This is a genomic window from Curtobacterium sp. ME26 (genome assembly GCF_903970945.1).
Taxonomy (GTDB): Bacteria; Actinomycetota; Actinomycetes; order Actinomycetales; family Microbacteriaceae; genus Curtobacterium; species Curtobacterium citri.
Genome location: NZ_CAJCKG010000009.1, coordinates 1 through 19,192, shown reverse-complemented (window position 1 = coordinate 19,192; position 19,192 = coordinate 1). Strand labels below are relative to the sequence as shown.

At 73.2% G+C, this 19,192-nt stretch carries 23 protein-coding genes and 1 riboswitch; of the genes, 14 read left to right on the top strand and 9 right to left on the bottom strand.

Annotation, left to right across the window (positions count from 1 at the left end; translation table 11 throughout):
* Positions 1 to 50: 50 nt before the first annotated feature.
* Positions 51 to 136, bottom strand: a riboswitch (ZMP/ZTP riboswitch).
* Between the two features lie 37 nt (positions 137 to 173).
* The 10 genes from clpS to H7A69_RS05375 all read left to right on the top strand — a co-directional run bounded on the left by clpS (position 174) and on the right by H7A69_RS05375 (position 7,078).
* Positions 174 to 473: an ATP-dependent Clp protease adapter ClpS gene (gene clpS, locus H7A69_RS05420; protein ID WP_182046133.1), complete on the top strand. Its 300-nt coding sequence runs from the start codon at positions 174 to 176 to the stop codon at positions 471 to 473.
* Entirely contained in the window at positions 470 to 946 is a 477-nt protein-coding gene (locus H7A69_RS05415) for a DUF2017 family protein (RefSeq protein WP_069713276.1), read from the top strand. The genes clpS and H7A69_RS05415 overlap by 4 nt, the downstream gene beginning before the upstream one ends.
* The gene (locus tag H7A69_RS05410) at positions 943 to 1,872 is read left to right on the top strand and encodes a GNAT family N-acetyltransferase (RefSeq protein WP_182046132.1); all 930 of its coding nucleotides are present in this window, start codon (positions 943 to 945) and stop codon (positions 1,870 to 1,872) included. The genes H7A69_RS05415 and H7A69_RS05410 overlap by 4 nt, the downstream gene beginning before the upstream one ends.
* 57 nt (positions 1,873 to 1,929) lie before the next feature.
* A complete protein-coding gene (locus H7A69_RS05405) occupies positions 1,930 to 2,349 on the top strand; it encodes a MarR family winged helix-turn-helix transcriptional regulator (RefSeq protein WP_182046131.1) in 420 nt (139 codons plus the stop codon).
* A gap of 18 nt (positions 2,350 to 2,367) precedes the next feature.
* Positions 2,368 to 3,810 carry an MFS transporter gene (locus tag H7A69_RS05400; RefSeq protein ID WP_310648880.1) on the top strand — a complete coding sequence of 481 codons (1,443 nt, stop codon included), beginning with the start codon at positions 2,368 to 2,370 and terminating at the stop codon, positions 3,808 to 3,810.
* Between the two features lie 54 nt (positions 3,811 to 3,864).
* Complete coding sequence (locus H7A69_RS05395) at positions 3,865 to 4,077, top strand: hypothetical protein (protein WP_141719001.1); 213 nt, start codon at positions 3,865 to 3,867, stop codon at positions 4,075 to 4,077.
* 117 nt (positions 4,078 to 4,194) lie between these two features.
* Positions 4,195 to 5,055: a formyltetrahydrofolate deformylase gene (gene purU, locus H7A69_RS05390; protein WP_259346100.1), complete on the top strand. Its 861-nt coding sequence runs from the start codon at positions 4,195 to 4,197 to the stop codon at positions 5,053 to 5,055.
* A 9-nt stretch (positions 5,056 to 5,064) separates the two neighbouring features.
* Positions 5,065 to 5,472: a YrdB family protein gene (locus H7A69_RS05385; protein WP_182046129.1), complete on the top strand. Its 408-nt coding sequence runs from the start codon at positions 5,065 to 5,067 to the stop codon at positions 5,470 to 5,472.
* A complete protein-coding gene (gene nagA / locus H7A69_RS05380; protein ID WP_259346099.1) occupies positions 5,469 to 6,641 on the top strand; it encodes an N-acetylglucosamine-6-phosphate deacetylase in 1,173 nt (390 codons plus the stop codon). Before H7A69_RS05385 ends, nagA begins: the two co-directional genes overlap by 4 nt.
* 32 nt (positions 6,642 to 6,673) lie before the next feature.
* The gene (locus H7A69_RS05375) at positions 6,674 to 7,078 is read left to right on the top strand and encodes a VOC family protein (RefSeq protein ID WP_182046128.1); all 405 of its coding nucleotides are present in this window, start codon (positions 6,674 to 6,676) and stop codon (positions 7,076 to 7,078) included.
* A gap of 29 nt (positions 7,079 to 7,107) precedes the next feature.
* Here the strand turns inward: H7A69_RS05375 and H7A69_RS05370 are convergent, their stop codons facing one another.
* The 3 genes from H7A69_RS05370 to H7A69_RS05360 form a co-directional block, all read right to left on the bottom strand.
* The gene (locus H7A69_RS05370; protein WP_182046127.1) at positions 7,108 to 8,652 is read right to left on the bottom strand and encodes an alpha-L-fucosidase; all 1,545 of its coding nucleotides are present in this window, start codon (positions 8,650 to 8,652) and stop codon (positions 7,108 to 7,110) included.
* A gap of 84 nt (positions 8,653 to 8,736) precedes the next feature.
* Positions 8,737 to 9,294: a hypothetical protein gene (locus tag H7A69_RS05365; RefSeq protein WP_182046126.1), complete on the bottom strand. Its 558-nt coding sequence runs from the start codon at positions 9,292 to 9,294 to the stop codon at positions 8,737 to 8,739.
* A 10-nt stretch (positions 9,295 to 9,304) separates the two neighbouring features.
* Positions 9,305 to 10,132, bottom strand: a complete 828-nt coding sequence (locus tag H7A69_RS05360; RefSeq protein ID WP_182046125.1) for a helix-turn-helix transcriptional regulator — start codon at positions 10,130 to 10,132, stop codon at positions 9,305 to 9,307.
* A gap of 122 nt (positions 10,133 to 10,254) precedes the next feature.
* Here H7A69_RS05360 and H7A69_RS05355 point away from each other — a divergent pair, with 122 nt between their 5' ends.
* Both H7A69_RS05355 and H7A69_RS05350 read left to right on the top strand, forming a co-directional pair.
* Positions 10,255 to 11,193: an SDR family oxidoreductase gene (locus tag H7A69_RS05355; protein ID WP_182046124.1), complete on the top strand. Its 939-nt coding sequence runs from the start codon at positions 10,255 to 10,257 to the stop codon at positions 11,191 to 11,193.
* A gap of 35 nt (positions 11,194 to 11,228) precedes the next feature.
* The gene (locus tag H7A69_RS05350; RefSeq protein WP_182046123.1) at positions 11,229 to 12,398 is read left to right on the top strand and encodes a MalY/PatB family protein; all 1,170 of its coding nucleotides are present in this window, start codon (positions 11,229 to 11,231) and stop codon (positions 12,396 to 12,398) included.
* Positions 12,399 to 12,424: 26 nt separating this feature from the next.
* Here H7A69_RS05350 and nagB read toward each other — a convergent pair whose 3' ends face one another.
* Complete coding sequence (nagB, locus tag H7A69_RS05345) at positions 12,425 to 13,210, bottom strand: glucosamine-6-phosphate deaminase (RefSeq protein ID WP_182046122.1); 786 nt, start codon at positions 13,208 to 13,210, stop codon at positions 12,425 to 12,427.
* Positions 13,211 to 13,268: 58 nt separating this feature from the next.
* Here nagB and H7A69_RS05340 point away from each other — a divergent pair, with 58 nt between their 5' ends.
* Positions 13,269 to 13,748, top strand: a complete 480-nt coding sequence (locus tag H7A69_RS05340) for an NUDIX hydrolase (RefSeq protein WP_182046121.1) — start codon at positions 13,269 to 13,271, stop codon at positions 13,746 to 13,748.
* A gap of 87 nt (positions 13,749 to 13,835) precedes the next feature.
* On the opposite strand, the gene H7A69_RS05335 is transcribed toward H7A69_RS05340, so the two are convergent.
* From H7A69_RS05335 to H7A69_RS05320, 4 genes are all read right to left on the bottom strand, one after another.
* Positions 13,836 to 14,906, bottom strand: coding sequence for an ABC transporter ATP-binding protein (locus H7A69_RS05335; RefSeq protein ID WP_182046120.1), 1,071 nt, complete (start codon positions 14,904 to 14,906; stop codon positions 13,836 to 13,838).
* Entirely contained in the window at positions 14,903 to 15,763 is an 861-nt protein-coding gene (locus H7A69_RS05330) for an ABC transporter permease (protein WP_259346098.1), read from the bottom strand. Before H7A69_RS05330 ends, H7A69_RS05335 begins: the two co-directional genes overlap by 4 nt.
* A complete protein-coding gene (locus H7A69_RS05325) occupies positions 15,760 to 16,593 on the bottom strand; it encodes an ABC transporter permease (protein ID WP_259346103.1) in 834 nt (277 codons plus the stop codon). The genes H7A69_RS05330 and H7A69_RS05325 overlap by 4 nt, the downstream gene beginning before the upstream one ends.
* Before the next feature lie 214 nt (positions 16,594 to 16,807).
* Positions 16,808 to 17,956, bottom strand: a complete 1,149-nt coding sequence (locus tag H7A69_RS05320; RefSeq protein ID WP_182046119.1) for an ABC transporter substrate-binding protein — start codon at positions 17,954 to 17,956, stop codon at positions 16,808 to 16,810.
* A 221-nt stretch (positions 17,957 to 18,177) separates the two neighbouring features.
* Between H7A69_RS05320 and H7A69_RS05315 the strand changes: the two genes are divergently transcribed.
* Positions 18,178 to 18,615 (top strand): YdeI/OmpD-associated family protein, encoded by a 438-nt coding sequence (locus H7A69_RS05315; protein ID WP_182046118.1) that lies wholly within the window; start codon positions 18,178 to 18,180, stop codon positions 18,613 to 18,615.
* Positions 18,616 to 18,636: 21 nt separating this feature from the next.
* Here H7A69_RS05315 and H7A69_RS05310 read toward each other — a convergent pair.
* A partial coding sequence (locus H7A69_RS05310) for an NAD(P)H-hydrate dehydratase (RefSeq protein ID WP_182046117.1) occupies positions 18,637 to 19,192 on the bottom strand: 556 nt, incomplete at its 5' end.

The window sequence follows — 19,192 nt, the reverse complement described above, 5'->3', positions numbered from 1 at the left end:
GCGCGGACGCGACGAGGTGGACGGATGGGCACTGCCCAGTCGTTCGGAATGGACACTGCCCAGGCGTACGGCAGCGCTCCGTGTCAGGTGTCGCTCCCCGATGGTGACCCATCCAACGCCAGTCGCGACCCGTCGATCGTACCGAGCGTGCCGGTTCGTGTCACCCTTGGTGCATGACCCTGAGCAGCCCGGAGCTCGACGAGCGCACCGATCTCCGCGCCCGGTACGACGTCCCGTGGAGCACGGTGGTGTGGGACGACCCGGTCAACCTCATGTCCTACGTGACGTACGTCTTCCAGAGCTACTTCGGCTTCGGGCGCGAGCACGCGGACCGCCTCATGCGCCAGGTGCACGTCGACGGTCGGGCGATCGTCGCGACCGGGGCCCGTGAGGCGATGGAGCGGCACGTCGAGGCGATGCACGGGTTCGGCCTGCAGGCGACCGTCGAGCGTGCCCCCGGAGCGGACGCGTGATCCCGTTCGTGCGGCGTCGGGACGGCGTGCACCTCGGGCTGTCCTCCGGCGAGCGCTCCGTGCTGGCGAGCCTGGTCGAACAGCTGCAGCAGGTGCTCGGCGGCGACCTCGACGAGGACCCGGTCGCGACGCGCATGTTCCCGGTCGCCTACCCGCAGGACGCCGAGGCGAGCGAGGAGTTCGCGCGGTACACCCGCTCGGACCTCCTGACGCAGAAGACCACGAACGCGGGCGTCGTCCTCGCGTGGCTGACGGGCGCCCGTGACGGCGCGCTCGAGCCCGAGGACGAGCAGGCGTGGCTCCGCTGCCTCACCGACCTGCGGCTCACCATCGCGGAGCGGCTCGGCATCGTGGACGCCGAGACCGAGGAGTCGTCGTCCGGCGGGTCGACCGGCGTCGGACTCCGCGACGTCTACGACTGGCTCGGGTACGTGCAGGAGCACCTGGTCACGACGCTCACGTCCGCACGGTGACCGTCAGCGTCCGGGCGTCCACGGCAGCCGACCTGGAGGCCCTGCTCGCGTTCTCGACATCGGCTCCGGTCTCGTGGACCCGTCCGGAGCGGTACCGGCAGGAGTCCGCCCTGCGGCACCACCGACCGGAGTGGTCGTTCCTCGCGGTGCGCGACCGCCGTCCCGTGGGTCGGGCGCTCTGGTGGGGCGGCGCCGACGCCGGTGCTCCGTCGACCCTGGACGACCTCCTGGTGGCGCCGTCGGACGAGGACGACCGGGTGACGATCGCGGCGGCCCTGATCCGGGTGGGTACCGCGTCGTTCGGCACCGTGCCCGAGTGGATCGTCGACCTGGCGGTGGACTGGCACGACGACCCGGAGGCGGTCGCGGCGGTGGCCTGGCGCACCGAGGCGGCGCGGCAGGCGGGGCTCGCCCGGTCGACCGAGCGGGTCAGCGTCGCGTGGGAGCACCCCACGGCCGCCGTCGCGCCCACGACGCCGCGCCTCCGGTTCCGCGGCGGTGACGACGACGAGTTCACCGACCTGTTCGCGCGGGTGACCGTCGGGTCGCTCGACGCCCACACCCGCGCGACCGTCGCGGAGCTCGGGGTGCGCGGCACCGCGCTCGACGACCTCGACTTCTACCGCAGCCTGCCCGGTCGGCGCGAGGACTGGCGCATCGCCGAGGACGACGACGGCCTCGTCGTCGGCTTCGTGCTCGCGACCCGGACCGCCTACGACGCAGCGGTCAGCTACATAGGCGTCCTGCCGCAGCACCGCGGGAAGGGCATCGTCGACGGGCTCCTCGCCGAGGCGCTCCGCGTCCACACCGCCGCCGGGGAGCCGCGGGTCGTGGCGACGACCGACGCGGACAACGTCCCGATGCGGCGGGCGTTCGAGCGCGCGGGCGCCACCGTCACGAAGCGGCGGATGGTGTACGAGCGCTGAGGATCGCTTTCAGAAGGCAACCTTGCAAGTTGCCCTGGTGAGGCGTACCGTACCGGTGTGGAACCGGACTTCGCGCTCGCCGACGACCTGCTGACCCTGCACGGGCGCATCCGTCGCACGCTCCTGACGGGCAAGGCCGACGAGGTCACCGCATCCCAGACCGCAGCGCTCGGTCGGCTGCTCCGTCACGGTGAGAGCACGGTCGCCGACCTCGCCCGGGCCGAGGGCGTCCGCCCGCAGTCGATGGGTGCGACCGTGCAGGCGCTCGTCGACCTCGGCCTGGTCGACCGCCGACCGGACCCCGCCGACGGCCGCCGCACGCTCGTCCGCGCGACCGACGCCGGGTCCCGCGCGCGCGAGGACGCCTGGACCACCCGCACGCGCGTGCTCGCCGACCGGCTGTCCGCGCTGCCCGAGGACGACCGCGCGGCCGTCGCCCGGGCCCTCGCGATCCTCCTGCCGCTGACCGACGACTGACCCACACCCACGACCGACCTGCACCGTTCCGACCCCGGGAAGAAGCCCACCACGTCCACCTCGACCTCCCCCTCGCCCACCGTCGCCCCCGGGGACACCGGCAGCGGCTTCGGCCCGAAGCTCCTCGTCCCCGTCCTGGTCGGTCCGCTCCTCAACCCCATCAACACGACGATGGTGTCGGTGGCCCTCGCGCCGATCTCCCGTGACCTCGGCATCGGTGCCTCCCAGGCGATCTGGCTCGTCGCCGCGCTGTACCTGGCGAGCGCGATCGCACAGCCGACGATGGGCAAGCTCGCCGACCGGTTCGGCCCGAAGAAGGTCTTCCTCACCGGACTCGTCATCGTCGGGGTCGCCGGCGTCGTCCCCGAGCTCCTGACCGGCTTCGGCGGGGCGGTCACCGCGCGGGTCCTCATCGGCATCGGGACCTCGTCGGCGTACCCGGCGGCGCTCACGACGCTGCGGCAGCACTCGGCACGCATCGGGAAGCCGACACCGCCCCTGGTCCTCGGGGCCCTCTCGATCACCTCGCTCGTGTCCGCGGCCGCCGGACCGCCCCTCGGCGGCGCCCTCATCGCGGCGTTCGGGTGGCACGCGATCTTCCTGGTGAACGTCCCCCTCGCGGTGTTCGGCATCGTCGTCGCGGCGCTCTGGCTGCCGTCCGACCGGCTCCGCCCGCGCGACGCCGACCGGCTCCCGGTCCGCACCGCGCTCGACCCGCTCGGCATGGTCCTGATGACCGGGGCCGTCTCGGCGCTCCTGGTGTTCCTGCTCGACCTGTCCGCCGGGCTCTGGTGGCTGCTCGCGACCGCGATCGTGCTCCTCGTCGCGCTCGTACTGTGGGAGCTCCGGGCGACGAGGCCGTTCGTCGACGTGCGGCTGCTCGTCCGGAACGGGGCGCTGTCACGCACGTACGGCCGGCTCTTCCTGACGTACCTGCTCGCCTACACGATGACCTACGGGTTCTCGCAGTGGGTGCAGGACGTCGCGGGCTACTCGAGCGACGTCGCCGGGTACCTGCAGCTGCCGGCCGCCGTCGTCGCCGGGGTCGTCTCGTTCCTGGTGGCCCGGAAGACCGCGGTCCGCCGGCCCCTCGTCGTCGCAGCGCTCACGCCGCTCCTCGGCGCCGGGCTCCTCCTGCTCCTGCACGCGGGGTCGCCGCTCGTGCTGCTGATCGTCGTCCCGGCGCTGTTCGGGGTGCCGCAGGCCCTCGCCTCGGTGTCGAACCAGGCGGCGCTCTACAAGGTCGTACCGTCCGAGTACATCGGCACGGCTGCGGGCCTGTCCCGCACGAGCATCTACATCGGGGCGATCGCGGCGTCGTCGCTCATCGGCGGGGTGTTCGGCCAGGCCCCGACGACCCCGGACCTGCACGTGCTCGGCTGGGTGATGCTCGGCATCGCCGTGCTCCTCAGCGTCCTGACGCTGGCCGACCGGGCGCTCGCCCGGGCGGATGCCGCCTGACGCAGCCCGCTGAGCAGGCGGACGCCGGCGCCGTGCGCCGGTAGCGTGACGGGCATGACGCACGGCGGCGGGTTCGACAGCAGCACCAGGGCCGGCGCGGTCTGGAACGTCGTGATCTGCGGGATCATCTGCATCGCCGCCCCGGTCTTCGCGGTGGTGAACGCCGGACGCGGTGCGACGTACGTCGGCATGGCGGTGGCCGTCACGGTGCTCGCGGTCTGCCTCGAGGTGTACTTCGTGCGCCGGCTCCTCGCGCACCGACGCTGACGACACCGGCCACGCTCCGAAGCGACCGGCGGCCGGCGCACCGGACGCACCCCGCGCCTCCCGTCCGCCGCCCGACGCCCGCCGGAACGTGCCGACCCGGGCCGGTACCCTGATGCCGTGACCGACCCGATCCCCACGCACTGGACCCTCACGCTCGTCTGCGACGACCAGCCCGGGATCGTGCACGCCGTGTCCGGAGCCGTCGTCGCGGCACACGGCAACATCACCGAGTCGCAGCAGTTCTCGAGCGCCGACACGAACTCGTTCTTCATGCGGCTGCAGGTCATGGCACCCGTCGACCGCGAGACCTTCGAGCAGGCCCTGGCGCCCGTGGTCGAGCGCTACGACGCCCGGGTGCAGCTCGACGTCGTGGGTCGGCCGATGCGCACGCTCGTGCTCGTGTCGAAGGCGGGGCACTGCCTGAACGACCTGCTGTACCGCCAGCGCGGCGGGCAGCTGCCGATCGAGGTCCCGCTCGTCCTGTCGAACCACGGCGACCTGGCCGGCCTGGCGGCGTTCCACTCCGTGCCGTTCGAGCACCGGCCGGTCACCGACGCGGCCTCGAAGCAGGCCATGGAGCAGCGCATCCTCGAGGCGGTCGAGGAGCACGACATCGAGCTCGTCGTCCTCGCCCGCTACATGCAGATCCTGTCGCCGGAGCTGTGCGCCGCGCTCGCGGGCCGCGCGGTCAACATCCACCACTCGTTCCTGCCCGGCTTCAAGGGCGCGAACCCGTACCGGCAGGCGCACGCGCGCGGTGTGAAGCTCATCGGGGCGACGGCGCACTTCGTCACGAGCGACCTCGACGAGGGGCCGATCATCGAGCAGAACGTCGTCCGCGTGGACCACACGAAGGACCCCGCCGAGCTGGTCTCCATCGGCCAGGACGAGGAGTCCCGCACGCTCACCCAGGCGGTGCGCTGGATCGCCGAGGACCGCGTGCTCCTCGACGGCGCCCGCACGATCATCTTCAAGTAGGCACAGCGCATGACGAACGCACCGCAGAGCCCGGTCGACTGGGGCGAGGTCCCGCCGCCGGTCGACGCCGACCGTCCTCGCCGTCGTGTGTCCGGGTGGACGGTGCTGCGGATCGTCGTGTGCGCGTTCGGCCTGTTCTCGCTGGCGTTCTGGGGGTACTGGTCGTGGATCCTGCCGTGGCCGGGCTACCTCTTCGCGATCGGGACGCCGCTGTTCGCGGCCGTCGTGTGGTACCTGTTCCGGTCGCCGCGGTCGCCGATCGACACGGACGTGGTGGGCAAGGTCATCGTCGAGACCGCCCTGGTGATCGCAGCCGGCGCGTGCTGGGTCTCGATCGGCCTGCCGCTCGTGGGCCTCGTGTTCGTCCTGGTCGCGGCGCTGTCCGGGGTGGTCGCGTTCCGCCGGGAGACAGCGTGAGCTCGGGCTCCGGTCTGGAGGCGCGGCGCACGCTGGTCCGCGCCCGTCACCTCGTCGACGTGTCCGGCACCACGACCGACGGCTGGGTCCTGCTCGCCGACGACGTGATCGACGCGGTCGGGTCCGGCACCACCGCGGTGCCCGCGGCGGACGAGGTCGTCGACCTCGGCGACGCGGTGCTGACGCCCGGCTTCGTCGACCTGCACGGGCACGGCGGGGGCGGAGCGGCCTACGAGGACGAGGCGTTCGACGCCGCCCTCGCGGTGCACCGGGCACACGGCACGACCCGCTCGGTCCTCTCCCTCGTCGCGAACCCCGTGCCGGCACTCGCCGCGTCGCTCGAGCACATCCGCGCCGTCGCCGCGGTCGACCCGCTCGTGCTCGGCGTCCACCTCGAGGGACCGTTCCTCTCCGCGCACAACAAGGGCGCGCACAACGAGTCGTTCCTGGTCGACCCGACCCCGACCGCGGTGGACGCCCTGCTCGAGGCCGGCGCGGGGCTCCTCCGCCAGGTGACGATCGCGCCCGAACTGCCGGGAGCGCTCGGCGCCGTGCGCCGGTTCGTCGACGCCGGGGTCACGGTCGCCGTGGGGCACACCGTCTGCTCGTCCGACCATGCCCGGGCCGCGTTCGACGCCGGCGCGACGGTCCTGACGCACGCGTTCAACGCGATGCCGGGGATCCACCACCGGGCGCCGGGGCCGATCGTCGCCGCCGTGGCCGACGAGCGGGTGACCCTCGAGCTCATCCTCGACGGCGTGCACGTGGACCCGTCCGTGGCCGCGATGCTGTTCGACGCCGCACCGGGCCGGGTGGCGCTGATCACCGATGCGATGGGCGCAGCCGGCTCGGCGGACGGCTCCTACCTGCTCGGGTCCCTCGCCGTGACCGTCTCCGACGGTGTCGCCCTCGTCGCGGGCACGGACACGATCGCGGGGTCGACGCTGACCCAGGACACCGCGCTCCGGAACGCCGTCGACGGCGCGGGCCGGACCCTGCCGCAGGCCGTCGCGGCCCTGACCAGCGTGCCCGCCGCCGCGCTCGGGCTCGGCGACCGCCTGGGTCGACTCGCCCCCGGGTACGCCGCCGACCTCGTCGCGCTGTCCCCGTCGCTCGACGTGCGTCGGGTGTGGGGCGCCGGACGCGAGCTGACTCCACCCGACGCTTGACCACTGGGTTCGTGCGGCGGGACCATCACCGCATGAGCCTCTACATCGCCTGTCCGGTCGAGAGCGTCGAACGTGCGACCGCCTTCTACACCGCGCTCGGCTGGTCCCTGGTCGAGTCGATGTCGCGCGACGACGTCTCGTGCATCGCGTTCGGCACCGACCAGTTCCTCATGCTCAGCAGCCGCGAGGCGTACGCCAGCGTCGGGGGCACCGAGGACCTGGTCGGCGGACCGGACACCCCGTCGAAGGTCACGCTGTCGTTCGACCTCGACAGCCGCGAGGCCGTCGACGAGCTGGTCGAGCGTGCCCGTGCGGCCGGTGGGCGGATCGGCGACACCGACGAGTACCCGTTCATGTACCAGCGGCAGTTCGACGATCCGGACGGGTACCACTGGTCGCCGTTCTGGATGGACCCCGCCGCGACCCCGGGCTCCTGAGGCCGGCACGCACCGGGGGCTGCACGGCCTCACTGGTGCAGGAAGTCCTGCCGGGGCTGCGTCGGCACCGGGGTGAGCGAGATCCGCAGCACGGGTCCGCTGTCCTCGGCCGTCGATCCCTCGACGACGACCTCGAGCGCGTCCGGAGTCCGGGTCCACCGCGTCACGGTGCCGGAGCCGAGCACCTCGACGTCGCTGACCGCCCGGTCCAGCAGCGCGCTCGCAGACCGCAGTGACCGCAGTCGCACGACCCCGTCACCGGGCTGCGCGAGCACGACCGCGTAGAGGTGGTCACCGGTCACGTCGTGCCGCACCGTGAACCGCACGTCCTCCGCCGTGTACACCGGAGCGGCCTCGTCGACGAACGAACCCGCGGTGACCTCGGTCGGCCCTTCCGACGGCACGACCCACGGCCGCGTGCCGTAGACGGCTTCGCCGTGCAGTGCGAGCCACCGACCCATGCCCTCGAGCAGGCGCTGCTCCTCGACCGGGATCGTGCCGTCCGGCTTCGGCCCGACGTTGAGCAGCAGCACCCCGCGCTTGGACACGACGTCGACGAGCTCGGCGACGAGTTCCCGCACGCTCTTGTAGTCGTGCCCCTCCACCCAGCACCACGAGGTCCGGGACACCGACGTGTCGTTCTGCCACACCACGGGCTCGATCCTCGCCGTCGCTCCGCGTTCGATGTCGTACACGGCCGTCCCCGGTGCGAAGGCGTCCCACTTGTGGTTGATGACGACCTCGCGGCCCCACTCGGCCGCCCGGTTGTAGTAGTAGGCGGCCAGCGTCCGGAGCACCGGCGCGAACGCGGGCTGTTCGATCCACCAGTCGAACCAGAGCACCTGCGGCCGGTAGCGATCGATGACCTCGACGGTGCGGAGCAGCCAGTCCTCGAGGAACCGCTCGGTCGGGGCGGTCTCCTCGCGCTGCGCCGGCCCGTAGAAGTCGTTCCACCGGGGGTCGAGCACGTCGGACTCGAACCGCGCACCGCCGTTCATGAAGAACCAGTGCTCGGCGCGGTGCGACGACGCGCCACGCACCATCCAGGCGTCGTCGACGGCGCGCGAGAGGTCCCCGAACACGTCGCGCTCCGGGCCCATCCGCGCGGCGCTCCACCGCGAGCGGGCGGTGTCGTACATCGCAAACCCGTCGTGGTGCTCGGCCACGGGCACGACGAACTGCGCTCCTGCCCGTCGGAAGAGCGCTGCCCAGGCGGTCGGGTCGAAGTGCTCCATCGTGAACGACGGGATGAAGTCCTTGTACCCGAAGTCGCGCTGCGGTCCGTACGTCGCGACGTGGTGCTCGTACGCCGCGGTGCCCTCCCGGTACATCTCGCGGGAGTACCACTCGTTGCCGAAGGCCGGGACGGAGTACACGCCCCAGTGCAGGAAGACGCCGAACTTCGCGTCCTCGTACCAGCGAGGCGGCTCGTAGGCGGCGAGGGACTCCCACGTCGCGTCGAACGGACCGGCGTCGACGACGGCCCGGACGGCGCGGAGGGCCTCGGTGTTGTCGCTGACGTCGACCGGGTCGGGGAGCGACTCCGGGTCGAGGCGGGCGGGGCGGTCCGGCATGGGGCACTCCTTCGTGCGTCGGATGCTGCACCCCCTGCCTACCCGACGCGGTCGGGAGCCGGTCGGGTCAGCCGCGCGGACCGGTCAGGGGAGCTCGACGGTCACCGATGCCGTCGACGGTCCGCCGCACTGCTCGGAGCCGCCCGTCCGCACCCACGTGAGGTCCACGTCCCGCTCCACGAGCACCCGGTCGTCGGCGCCGAACAGGGCGACGCGGCCGCGCTCCGCCGTCGCCATCGACGTCGAGACGATCCAGACGTCCCCCTCGTGCGTGGTCGACGGCAGCAGGGTCGAGGTCGGCGCGGGTGGTGCGTCTGCTGGACCGGCAGGGGTCGCGTCCCCCGGCTCGTCCGGCTGCACCGGCGCAGCCCGGACCACGAGTCCGGGGGTGCAACCGCGCTCCTGGCAGAAGCCGACGCCCTCGACACCCGATGCCGGGTCCGCCGAGCCCGGCACACGGACCTCCACCGAGTTGCTCCACCCCTGCAGGGTGCACGCCACCCGGAAGAACCCCGAGCACCCGCTCAGCGCCACCGTGAGCACCACTGCGACCACGACCGACCCGGCCGCCGGCCCGGTCCCCGCTCGCCGTCGCACGCCTCCATGGTCGCCGATGCCGCGGCGGCGCATGGTCACGATCACGCAACCGTCCTCAGGCGGCGACCACCGAGAGCAGGCGGAGTCGGTCGTGGCTCTCGGTGCCCGGGACCGCGGTGTAGACGAGCAGCACGTGCGCCTGCTCCGGGTCGAGCAGCACCTGGCAGTGCAGCTCGAGCCGGCCGACGACCGGGTGGTCGTACCGCTTCACGGTGCCGGGCCGGAGTCCGACCTCGTGCCGGTCCCAGAGCGCGCGGAACTCGTCGGAGCGATCGAGCAGGTCGTCCGCGAGCCGGGCAGCGGCGGAGTCCGGGCCGCGCCGTGCAACGACCTCGCGGAGCGACGACGTGTACAGCCGGGAGGTTGCCTCGCGGTCCTCGACCGGGAACAGGTCGCGCGCGCCCGGCTCGGTGAACCACCGCCACCCGCTCGACCGCTCGTGTCCGGTGCGCAGGCTCGCGTCACCGAACAGCGCGGTGGCGAGCGGCGTCTGCTGCAGGGTCTCGCCGAGCTCCGAGACGACCTCGGCCGGGGTGTCGACCAGCCGGTCGAAGATGCGCATCATGCCGGGCCCGACGTGATCGGTGCCGACGCCGGACTCGGGCGGCCGGTGCCCGGCGAGGCGGAAGAGGTGGTCGCGCTCCTGCCGCGTCAGGTGGAACCCCTGCGCGATCGCGGCGACCATCTGCTCGGACGGCTGCGGTCCGGTCCCCCGCTCGAGCCGGGCGTAGTAGTCGGCGGACATGTGGCAGAGCGAGGCGACCTCCTCGCGCCGGAGGCCCGCGGTCCGGCGCCGCTGCCCGGGCGGGAGGCCGACGTCGGACGGTTGCAGCGCCTCCCGTCGGCCGTGCAGGAAGGCGCCGAACTCCGATCGATCCGTCATGCGTCCATCCTCCGGGTCCGCGGCCCCCGCAGCCACGGCTCGTCAGGTCCTGGTTCACGGTGCGGCGGCGTCGCAGGCTGAGACCGGCCCGGTCCGCGGGCGACGACGACGAGGAGACCACCGTGCCGAGACGACCCATCGAGATCACCCTCCCCCGCCTGGACGGCACCCGTGCCGTCGTGACGGGCGGCAGCGACGGCATCGGACTCGGCATCGCGACCGCACTGGCCGGCGCCGGCGCCGAGGTCGTGCTGCCGGTCCGGAACCCCGCGAAGGGTGCCGCCGCACGCGACCGTGTCCTCCGCACGCACCCCGACGCGCGGGTCTCGCTCGGGACGCTCGACCTGTCCTCGCTCGCGTCGGTCGACGCCTTCGCCGGCGCGATGGTGGCCGACGGCACCCCGGTCGACCTGCTCGTCGGCAACGCCGGCGTGATGACGCCGCCCGAGCGGCAGACCACCGTGGACGGCTTCGAGCTGCAGCTCGGCACGAACCACCTCGGGCACGTCGCACTCGTCCGCGGGCTCCTGCCGCTGCTCCGCGCAGCACGGGGGCACGTCACGTCCCAGATCAGCGTGGCGGCACGGACCGGTCGGATGAACTGGGACGACCCGAACTGGGAGCGCCGCTACGACGGCATGCGCGCCTACCAGCAGTCGAAGCTGGCGTTCGGCCTGTTCGGGCTCGAGCTCGCCCGGCGGAGCCACGAGCACGGGTGGGGCGTGACGAGCAACATCGCCCACCCGGGCGTCGCACCGACGAGCCTGCTCGCCGCCCGTCCGGAACTCGGTCGGAGCGGCGACACCGCGTCGGTGCGGGTCATCCGCTGGTTGTCCGGGCGCGGGCTGCTCGTGGGGACCCCGCGCACCGCCGGACTGCCGGCACTCGTCGCCGCGACCGACCCGGCCGTGCGCGACGGCGGCTTCGTGGGCCCCACCGGCCCGGGCGGTGCCGGCGGTGCACCGGGGACGCTCGACCCCTGGAAGCCGCTGCGCAGCGCCGAGGACGCCCGACGCGTGTGGGAGCTGTCGGAGCAGCTGCTCGGCGCACCCGTCCGCTGACGACACGCGAGCGGTCCGCCTGCCAGGCTGTGCGCATGAGCGTCATGGTCAGCGTCTCGGAAGCACAGCGGACGCGCACGAGCGAGAAGTACACGGCCTACCCGCCCGAGGTGCTGCCGATGTTCGTCGCGGAGATGGACTCGGTGCCGGCGGAGCCCGTGCGCGAGGCCCTCGAGCGCGCGGTCCGCGACGGTGACACCGGCTACGTCGGCCACACCCGGGTGCTCCCCGAGGTGTTCGCCGACTTCGCCGGACGCCGGTGGGGGTGGGACGTCGATCCCGACCTCGTCCGGACGACCACGGACGTGTCGGTGGCCGCGGTCGAGGTCCTCCGGCGCGTGGTCGAGCCGGGCGACCAGGTCGTCGTCATGCCGCCCGTGTACCCGCCGTTCTGGGAGTACGTGCGCGAGGCCGGGGGCACGGTGACCGAGGTCCCGCTCCGCGCGCCCGACGGTGACCCCGACCCGTTCGACACGACGGCGGGCTGGCGCATCGACCTCGACGGCATCGCTCGGGCGTTCGCCGGCGGTGCCCGCACGGTCCTGCTCTGCAACCCGCACAACCCGCTCGGCCTGGTGCACGCACGGGACGACCTCGTCGCGCTCGCACGGCTGGCCGCCGAGTGGGACGCGGTCGTCGTGTCCGACGAGATCCACGCGCCGCTCACCCACGCCGACGCCGCCTTCACCCCGTTCCTGACGTGCGGTCCCGAAGCGGTCGAGCACGGCGTCGCCCTGACGAGCGCGAGCAAGGCGTGGAACCTCGCCGGGACGAAGTGCGCGCTCATGGTCGGCGCATCGGAACGGGCCCGTGCCTGGTTCGACGGGCTGCCGGTCGAGGTCGTCGAGCGGACCGGGATCCTCGGCTACACCGCGAGCGTCGCCGCGTTCCGGGACGGCGAACCGTGGCTCGCGTCGCTGCTCGGCGAGCTCGCGACGAACCGACGGGTGCTCGCGGAGGAACTCGGTGCAGCCCTGCCCGGCGCCGGGTACCGGCAGCCGCAGGCGTCCTACCTCGCCTGGATCGACCTGCGCGCCCTGCCGTGGGGCGACGGGCCCGCCGTGGTCCTGCTCGAGCGGGCGGCGGTGGCGCTGTCCGACGGGCGGGACTTCGGGCGCCAGGGCGCCGGCCACGTGCGGCTCAACTTCGGCTGCTCCGAGGAGACGCTGCGCGAGGGGCTCACCCGGCTGGCCTCAGCCCGCTGAGCGCGGCCCGCCGGGCGCGCCGCCGTTCACTCGAAACGCTGCCACTCCGGCTTGTTCGCGTACGTGTACCGGTAGTAGTCGGCCAGGCGAAGGCCGGCGGCCGCCTCCTCGTCGACGACGACGGTCGCGTGCTCGTGCAGCTGCAGGGCCGAGCCGGGCACGAAGGACGACAGCGGGCCCTCGACCGCAGCCGCGACGGCGTCGGCCTTCGCGGAGCCCTGCGCGACGAGGACGAGCTCACGCGCCTCGAGTATCGTGCCGAGCCCCTGGGTCATGCAGTGCGTCGGGACGTCGTCGAGGGAGTCGAAGAAGCGCGCGTTCGCCTCACGCGTCGACGGCGCGAGCGTCTTGATGCGGGTGCGCGACGCGAACGACGAGGTCGGCTCGTTGAACCCGATGTGCCCGTTCGCGCCGATCCCGAGGATCTGCACGTCCACTCCCCCGGCCGCGCGGATGGCGGCGTCGTACTCCTTCGCCGCGAACGCCAGGTCGCCGGCGCGGCCGTCCGGCACGCGGACGCGCGACGGGTCGAAGCCGAGCGGCTCCACGACGTCGCGCTGGATCACGGACGCGTAGGACTCGGGGTGCTCGAGCGGGATCCCGACGTACTCGTCGAGGGCGAACCCGCGCGCGGCCGCGAACGAGACCTCGCCGGCCTCGACCCGACGGCGCAGGTCTGCGTAGATGCCCTGCGGGCTGGAGCCGGTGGCGAGTCCCACGACGGCGGACGGCTTCTCGGCGACGACCGAGGCGATCTTGGCGGCGGCGACACGACCGACCTCGGCCGGCGTCGGCAGGATGATGATCTCCACGCGGCCACCCTACTGGTCATGACCAGTCGGCGACAGGGGTGATCGGTAGCGTGGACCCATGCCGACCCCTGACTTCGTCCTGTCCCTGCGCGAGAAGATCGGCACCGACCTGCTCTGGTTGACCGGGGTCACCGCCGTGGTCACCCGTGGCGAGGGCGCCGCGCGCGAGCTGCTCGTCGTCCGACGCGCGGACACCGGCGCGTGGACGCCGGTGACGGGGATCGTCGACCCGGGCGAGGAACCGGCGGTGGCCGCCGAGCGCGAGGTCCTCGAGGAGGCCGACGTCGTCGCGGTCGCCGAGCGCCTGGCGTGGGTGCAGACCCTGCCCGAGATGACGTACCCGAACGGCGACCGCGCGCAGTACCTCGACCTCGTCTTCGCCTGCCGGTACGTCTCCGGGGACCCGTTCCCGGCGGACGGCGAGAACACCGAGGCGACCTGGGCCCGGCTCGACGCCCTGCCCGCGATGTCCGCGGACATGCGCGCACGTGTCGAGGCGGGCCTGGCCGACGAGCGCGAGGCGCGCTTCGAGCGCTGACCGCAGCGGACGGGAGGCGCGTGGCGGCCCCGCCACGCGCCTCCAGGCCGGCGGGGTGCACGGGCAGGGCCCGGGCCGAGTCGCCGGTCAGGCGAGCGGCGCGACCGCCACCGGTGCACCGAGCAGCCGCAGGGCCACGGCGTCGCCCGTGGTGCGGCGGTCGCTGACCTCGTGCTGCACCGTGACGACCGTGTCGTCGTCGAGTCGGACAGTCGTGCGGCGGATCGAGCCGAGGAAGCTCGACGCGACGACCGTGCCGGTGACGCCCTCGGCGGCGAACGCGACGTCCTCGGGCCGGACGAACGCGGTCACCGGGCCGTCGGCGGTCCCGGCGTCGAGGGCCGGTACCCGGAACCCGTACACGAAGACGTCACCGTCGCGCAGGTCCCCGCGCAGCCGGTTCGACTGGCCGACGAAGTCCGCGGTGAACGCCGACACCGGGTGGCGGTAGAGCTCCTCCGGCGTACCGACCTGCTCGATGTCGCCCGCGTTCATGACGGCGATGCGGTCGGAGACGGCGAGCGCCTCCTCCTGGTCGTGGGTGACGAACACGGTGGTGATGCCGAGGTCGGTCTGGATGCGCCGGATCTCGTCGCGCAGGGAGACCCGCACCTTGGCGTCGAGCGCGGAGAGCGGCTCGTCGAGCAGGAGCACGCGGGGCCGGGTGACGAGGGCGCGGGCGAGGGCGACGCGCTGCTGCTGGCCGCCGGAGAGCTGGTGCGGCCACCGGTCGGCGAAGTCGACGAGGTGCACCATGTCGAGGGCCTCGACGACCCGCTCGCGTCGTGCGGCCGCAGGCACCCGACGCATCTCCAGGCCGAAGGAGACGTTCTGCCGCACGGTCATGTGCGGGAACAGCGAGTACTGCTGGAACACCATCCCGATGTCCCGCTGGTCGACCGGGACCGAGGCGACGTCCGCGCCGTCGATGCGGATGGCGCCGCCGTCGATCGTCTCGAGCCCGGCGAGGGCCCGGAGCGCGGTGGTCTTGCCGCAGCCGGACGGGCCGAGCAGCGACACGAACTCACCGGGTTCGATGCGCAGGGACAGCCCGGCGAGTGCCCGGTGCGTGCCGTAGTGCTTCTCGACCGCCTCGAGTTCGACGGTCGCGCCCTCGGTCGAGAGCGAGGCCGGGGCGGCGGGGGCGGTCGTGGTCATGCGGACTCCTTCGGGGTGCGCCGGCGGCCGGTCCCGACCCGGCCGATCAGCACGAGCAGGACGAACCCGAACAGCAGCGCGGCGAGCGAGAAGACCGCTGCGACGTACGGGTCGGTCGACTGCACGAGCAGCAGCGCGGTCTGGAACGTGGTGCGGGAGAGGAACGAGGCGAGGGTGTACTCGCCGAGGACGACCGTCACGGTGAGGAAGCACGCGGCGGTGATGCCGCGGCGGAGGTTCGGCAGCAGGATCCGCCACGTCACCGTCCACCACGAGGCGCCGAGGGACCGCGCCGCCTCGGACAGCACCGTGACGTCCGCCGCGGTCAGGGCCGCCGCGATCGGACGGAACGCGAACGGCAGCGACACGACGCCGATCGCGAACGCCAGGGTCCAGGCGCCGGAGCCGAAGACCTGGGCCACGACCTGGTAGACGGGGATGAACCCGACGACGAGCACCACGACGGGCACGGTGATCGGGACCAGGCACACGAACTCGAGCACGCGACGCAGGCGGGGGTAGCGCAGTGCCGTGACGATCTGCGCCGGCAGGAGGACGAGCAGCACGATCCCGACGGTGATGACGGCGATGAGCAGCGACGCGGCGAGGCCGTCGAAGACCGGCTGGTACGTGACGGCGTTCGCCGGGTCGACGATCGCGGCGTAGTGGTCGAGGGTCAGGGCGCCGTCGGTGCCCTGCCGGAACGTGAACTGTGCCAGGGCGACCAGCGGGACCGCGAACACCAGTCCGACCAGGGTGAGCACGACCGCTGCGGTGCCCCGCGACGGGGCGACGCCGAAGCGGCGGGGGCGAGCAGCGCCTCCCGGCCGGGTCGCCGGACGCACGACGGCGCTCACCGCTGCCACCGGGCGGCCCGGCGCTGGAGCAGCGAGTACAGGGCCATGACGACCGCCATGACGACGACCATGCCGAGCGCGAGCACCCCGGCGACGTTCTGCAGGCCGATGATCGTCTCGCTGGTCAGCTGCGCGCGGATCGTCAGCGGGACGATGCCGCCCTGGGAGATGAGCGCGGCGGCGGTGGCGAACGACGAGAACGCGTTCGCGAACAGCAGCAGCAGCGAGCCCCAGAAGGCCGGAGCGAGGACCGGGACGGCGATGCGCCGCCAGTACGTCGCGCGCGAGGCCCCGAGGGTGGCCGCGGCCTCGCCCCACTGCGCTTGCACGCCCTCGAGGGCGGGCATGAACGTCAGGACCATCAGCGGGACCTGGAAGTACACGTAGGGGATGACGAGCCCCGGGACCGTGTAGAGGAAGGTGCCGTCGGCGTTGAGGTCGATCCCGAACGTGGACACGAGCCACGTCGTGACCAGGCCCTGCGCCCCGATCGTCGCGATGAAGGCGAACGCGAGCATGACACCGCCGAACTGCGCGAGGACGCTCGCGGCGGCGTCGATCACCGAGCGGACGAGTCCGTCCGGGCGGAGCGCCGCGAGCGCCCGGCAGACGAGCGCACCGACGACCGCGCCGATCACGGCGGAGACGGCCGACAGCCCGAACGAGCCACCGAAGGCGCGCAGCACGGACGGGTCGGTGAAGGCCGCGAGGTTCGCGACGGTGAGCGCACCGTCGCCGGTGAGGAAGCCGCTGCCGACCGCGATCACGGCCGGGACGGCCAGGAACAGCAGCACGTAGGCGGCGAACGGGGTGAGGCCGAGCCAGGCGATGCCGGCGCGGCGGCCCCGGCCGTTCCGCGGGTGCGAGGCGACGGGATTGGGCTGCGGACCGGGGGCGGCCTGCAGACCGGAGGCGGGGGTGCCGCCGGCATCGGCCACCGAGCCGACGGCGCTGGTGGCCGCAGCACTGGTCGCTGCGGGGGCGGGTGCCTGCCCCGGCACGGTCGCGCTGCCGCCGCTCGGGGCCGATGCGCGGGCCACGGGATCAGGACCCCATGGTGGCGGACCACTTCGCCGCCAGGACCTTCGCGGCCTCGGTGACCTGCGCGTCCGTCAGCTCGACGTAGTCCTTCGGCATGCCGCCGGCGGCCTCGAGCGCGTCCTTGTCGACCTTGCCCGACTGCTCCATCGCCGCGAGGGTCGACGGGAAGGCGCCGGCCTGCAGGTACAGGTTCTGCGCGTCCGGGCTGGCGATGTACTCCTGCCAGAGGCGCGCCGCCGCCGGGTGCGGGGCGTCCTTGTTGATCGCCTGCGAGTAGTACGAGCCGAGGGCCTGGCCCTCGGGGACGACGGTCTTCCAGTTCTCGTTGCCGGAGGCACCGGCGGCCGGGCCCCACGCGAGGTTGTTGTACGACCACTGCACGACGACCGGGGTCTCGCCCGAGGCGACCGTGGCCTGCGACGGCAGCACGTTCTGGAAGTTGCCGGCCTGCTTCAGCTTGCCGAAGAAGTCGACGCCCTTCGTGATGTCGTCCGCCGAGCCGCCGTTCTCCAGCGCCGCGAGGTACACCGCGCTCGCGGCCTGGTTCGCCTGCGTCGGGTCGCCGGCGATCGAGACCTTGCCCTTGTACTCGCTGCCGAGCAGGTCGTTCAGGTCCTTCGGTGCGTCCTGGATCTTCGACGAGTCGTACCCGATCGACATCAGGCCCGTGTAGTCACGCGTCCACTTGCCGTCGGCGTCCTTCAGCGTGTCCGGGATGTCCGACCAGTTCGCGACCTTGTAGTCGGTGAGCAGGCCGAGGTTCTGCTGCATGACCGCGTTGCCGAGGTCGAGCACGTCGGGGGCGGTGGACTGCCCCTGCTGCGACTTCACGGCGGCGACCTCGTCGGCGCTCGAGCCGTTCGGGTTCGCGGAGTTCACCTTGATGTCGTACTGCTTCTCGAAGCCGGCGATGATCTTGCCGTAGTTCGCCCACGTCGGCGGGAGCGCGATGACGTTGAGCTGGCCCTCGGCCTTCGCGGCCTTCACGAGGGCGTCCATGCCGCCGGCGGCCTCGGCGCTGGTGGCCGTCTTCCAGTCGGTGTCGCCGGAACCGGTGCTCGTGCTCGCCGAGCTCGTGGCCGAGCAACCGGCCAGGGTGACGACTGCTGCTGCGGCCAGGGCGATGCCGGCCAGGGTGCGGGTGTGCTGCACGGGGTGTGCCTTCCGGGTGCTGTGGGGGTTCGGGTGTCCGGGGGTCCGGGTTCGGCACGATCGTGGACGCGGCCGGTTTCGGGGTCGTGCTGCGGCGGTGAACGGTGGCGGAACAGCGGGTGCGGCTGTACGGTTTCGCTGCCGGGGACGGTCCCCGGTGATGGTCGGTCGCGTCTGCGGCGCACGCTGCGGTCGCGACCGCGGACAGCCGGGAGGCACGGGTGCAGTTCACGACGACGGTCCTGCAGGCACGGAAGACGGCCACCGGTCTGCCCGTTCCCGAGGAGGTCATCGACGCCCTCGGCTCCGGGAAGCGCCCCGCCGTGGTCGTCACGATCGACGGTGGCTACACCTACCGGTCGACGGTCGGGGTCATGGGCGGACAGTTCCTGGTGCCGCTGTCCGAGGCCCACCGCACCGCAGCGAGCATCGCCGCCGGGGACACCGTCGAGGTCACGCTCGAGGTCGACACCCTGCCGCGGACGGTCGAGCTGCCGTCGGACCTGGCGGCGGCGTTCGACGAGGCCGGGGTCCGGGCGGCCTACGAGACCCTGTCGGCCTCACGGCAGCGGGCGCTCGTGGACCCGGTGCTCGCGGCGAAGGCGCCGGAGACGCGCCAGCGCCGGGTCGAGAAGGCCGTGGAGTCGTTGCGTGCGTAGGCGGGGTGGGTCCACCCCGCCTCAGGCGCCGAGCTCGACCAGGACGCGCGGGATCTCGGCGAGGAGCTCACTGGCCAGGTAGCCGAGCGGCCCGACCTGCACGGCCAGGCGGTCCCCCGCGGCCGCGTGCACGTAGGACGCCCAGGCGACGGCCTGCGCGGGTCCGGCTCCACGGGCGAGCAGCCCGACCACCACGCCGGACAGCACGTCGCCGCTGCCGCTCGTCCCCAGGCCGCCCGAACCGGTGCCCTTCACCCAGGCACGACCGTCCGGCGCGGCGATGACGTCGGACAGCGCCACGACGGCGCCGTACCGCTCGGCGATCTCGCGGGCGTCGGCGACGTCGTCGTCCCCGCAGTCCCGCCCGAGGAGGCGCTCCGCCTCGCCGCTGTTCGGCGTCAGCACGAGCCGACCGTGCAGGGGCGCGAGGCGGTCCTCGACGTCCGCGGCCACGCCGAGCGCGAAGGCGTCGAGGACGACGAACGCCTCCGGACCGACCGCATCGGCGATGCCGGCGACGAGGTCGCGGGCGCCGTCGGGCTCGTCGAGCCCGGGGCCGACGAGCACGGCGTCGGAG

Excerpts from the sequence above, each read along its gene's own strand:
- clpS (WP_182046133.1), top strand. The coding sequence starts at position 174 with ATGACCCTGAGCAGCCCGGAGCTCGACGAGCGCACCGATCTCCGCGCC.
- H7A69_RS05395 (WP_141719001.1), top strand. The coding sequence starts at position 3,865 with ATGACGCACGGCGGCGGGTTCGACAGCAGCACCAGGGCCGGCGCGGTC.
- H7A69_RS05385 (WP_182046129.1), top strand. The coding sequence starts at position 5,065 with ATGACGAACGCACCGCAGAGCCCGGTCGACTGGGGCGAGGTCCCGCCG.
- H7A69_RS05375 (WP_182046128.1), top strand. The coding sequence starts at position 6,674 with ATGAGCCTCTACATCGCCTGTCCGGTCGAGAGCGTCGAACGTGCGACC.
- H7A69_RS05370 (WP_182046127.1), bottom strand. The coding sequence starts at position 8,652 with ATGCCGGACCGCCCCGCCCGCCTCGACCCGGAGTCGCTCCCCGACCCG.
- H7A69_RS05360 (WP_182046125.1), bottom strand. The coding sequence starts at position 10,132 with ATGACGGATCGATCGGAGTTCGGCGCCTTCCTGCACGGCCGACGGGAG.
- H7A69_RS05350 (WP_182046123.1), top strand. The coding sequence starts at position 11,229 with ATGAGCGTCATGGTCAGCGTCTCGGAAGCACAGCGGACGCGCACGAGC.
- H7A69_RS05340 (WP_182046121.1), top strand. The coding sequence starts at position 13,269 with ATGCCGACCCCTGACTTCGTCCTGTCCCTGCGCGAGAAGATCGGCACC.
- H7A69_RS05335 (WP_182046120.1), bottom strand. The coding sequence starts at position 14,906 with ATGACCACGACCGCCCCCGCCGCCCCGGCCTCGCTCTCGACCGAGGGC.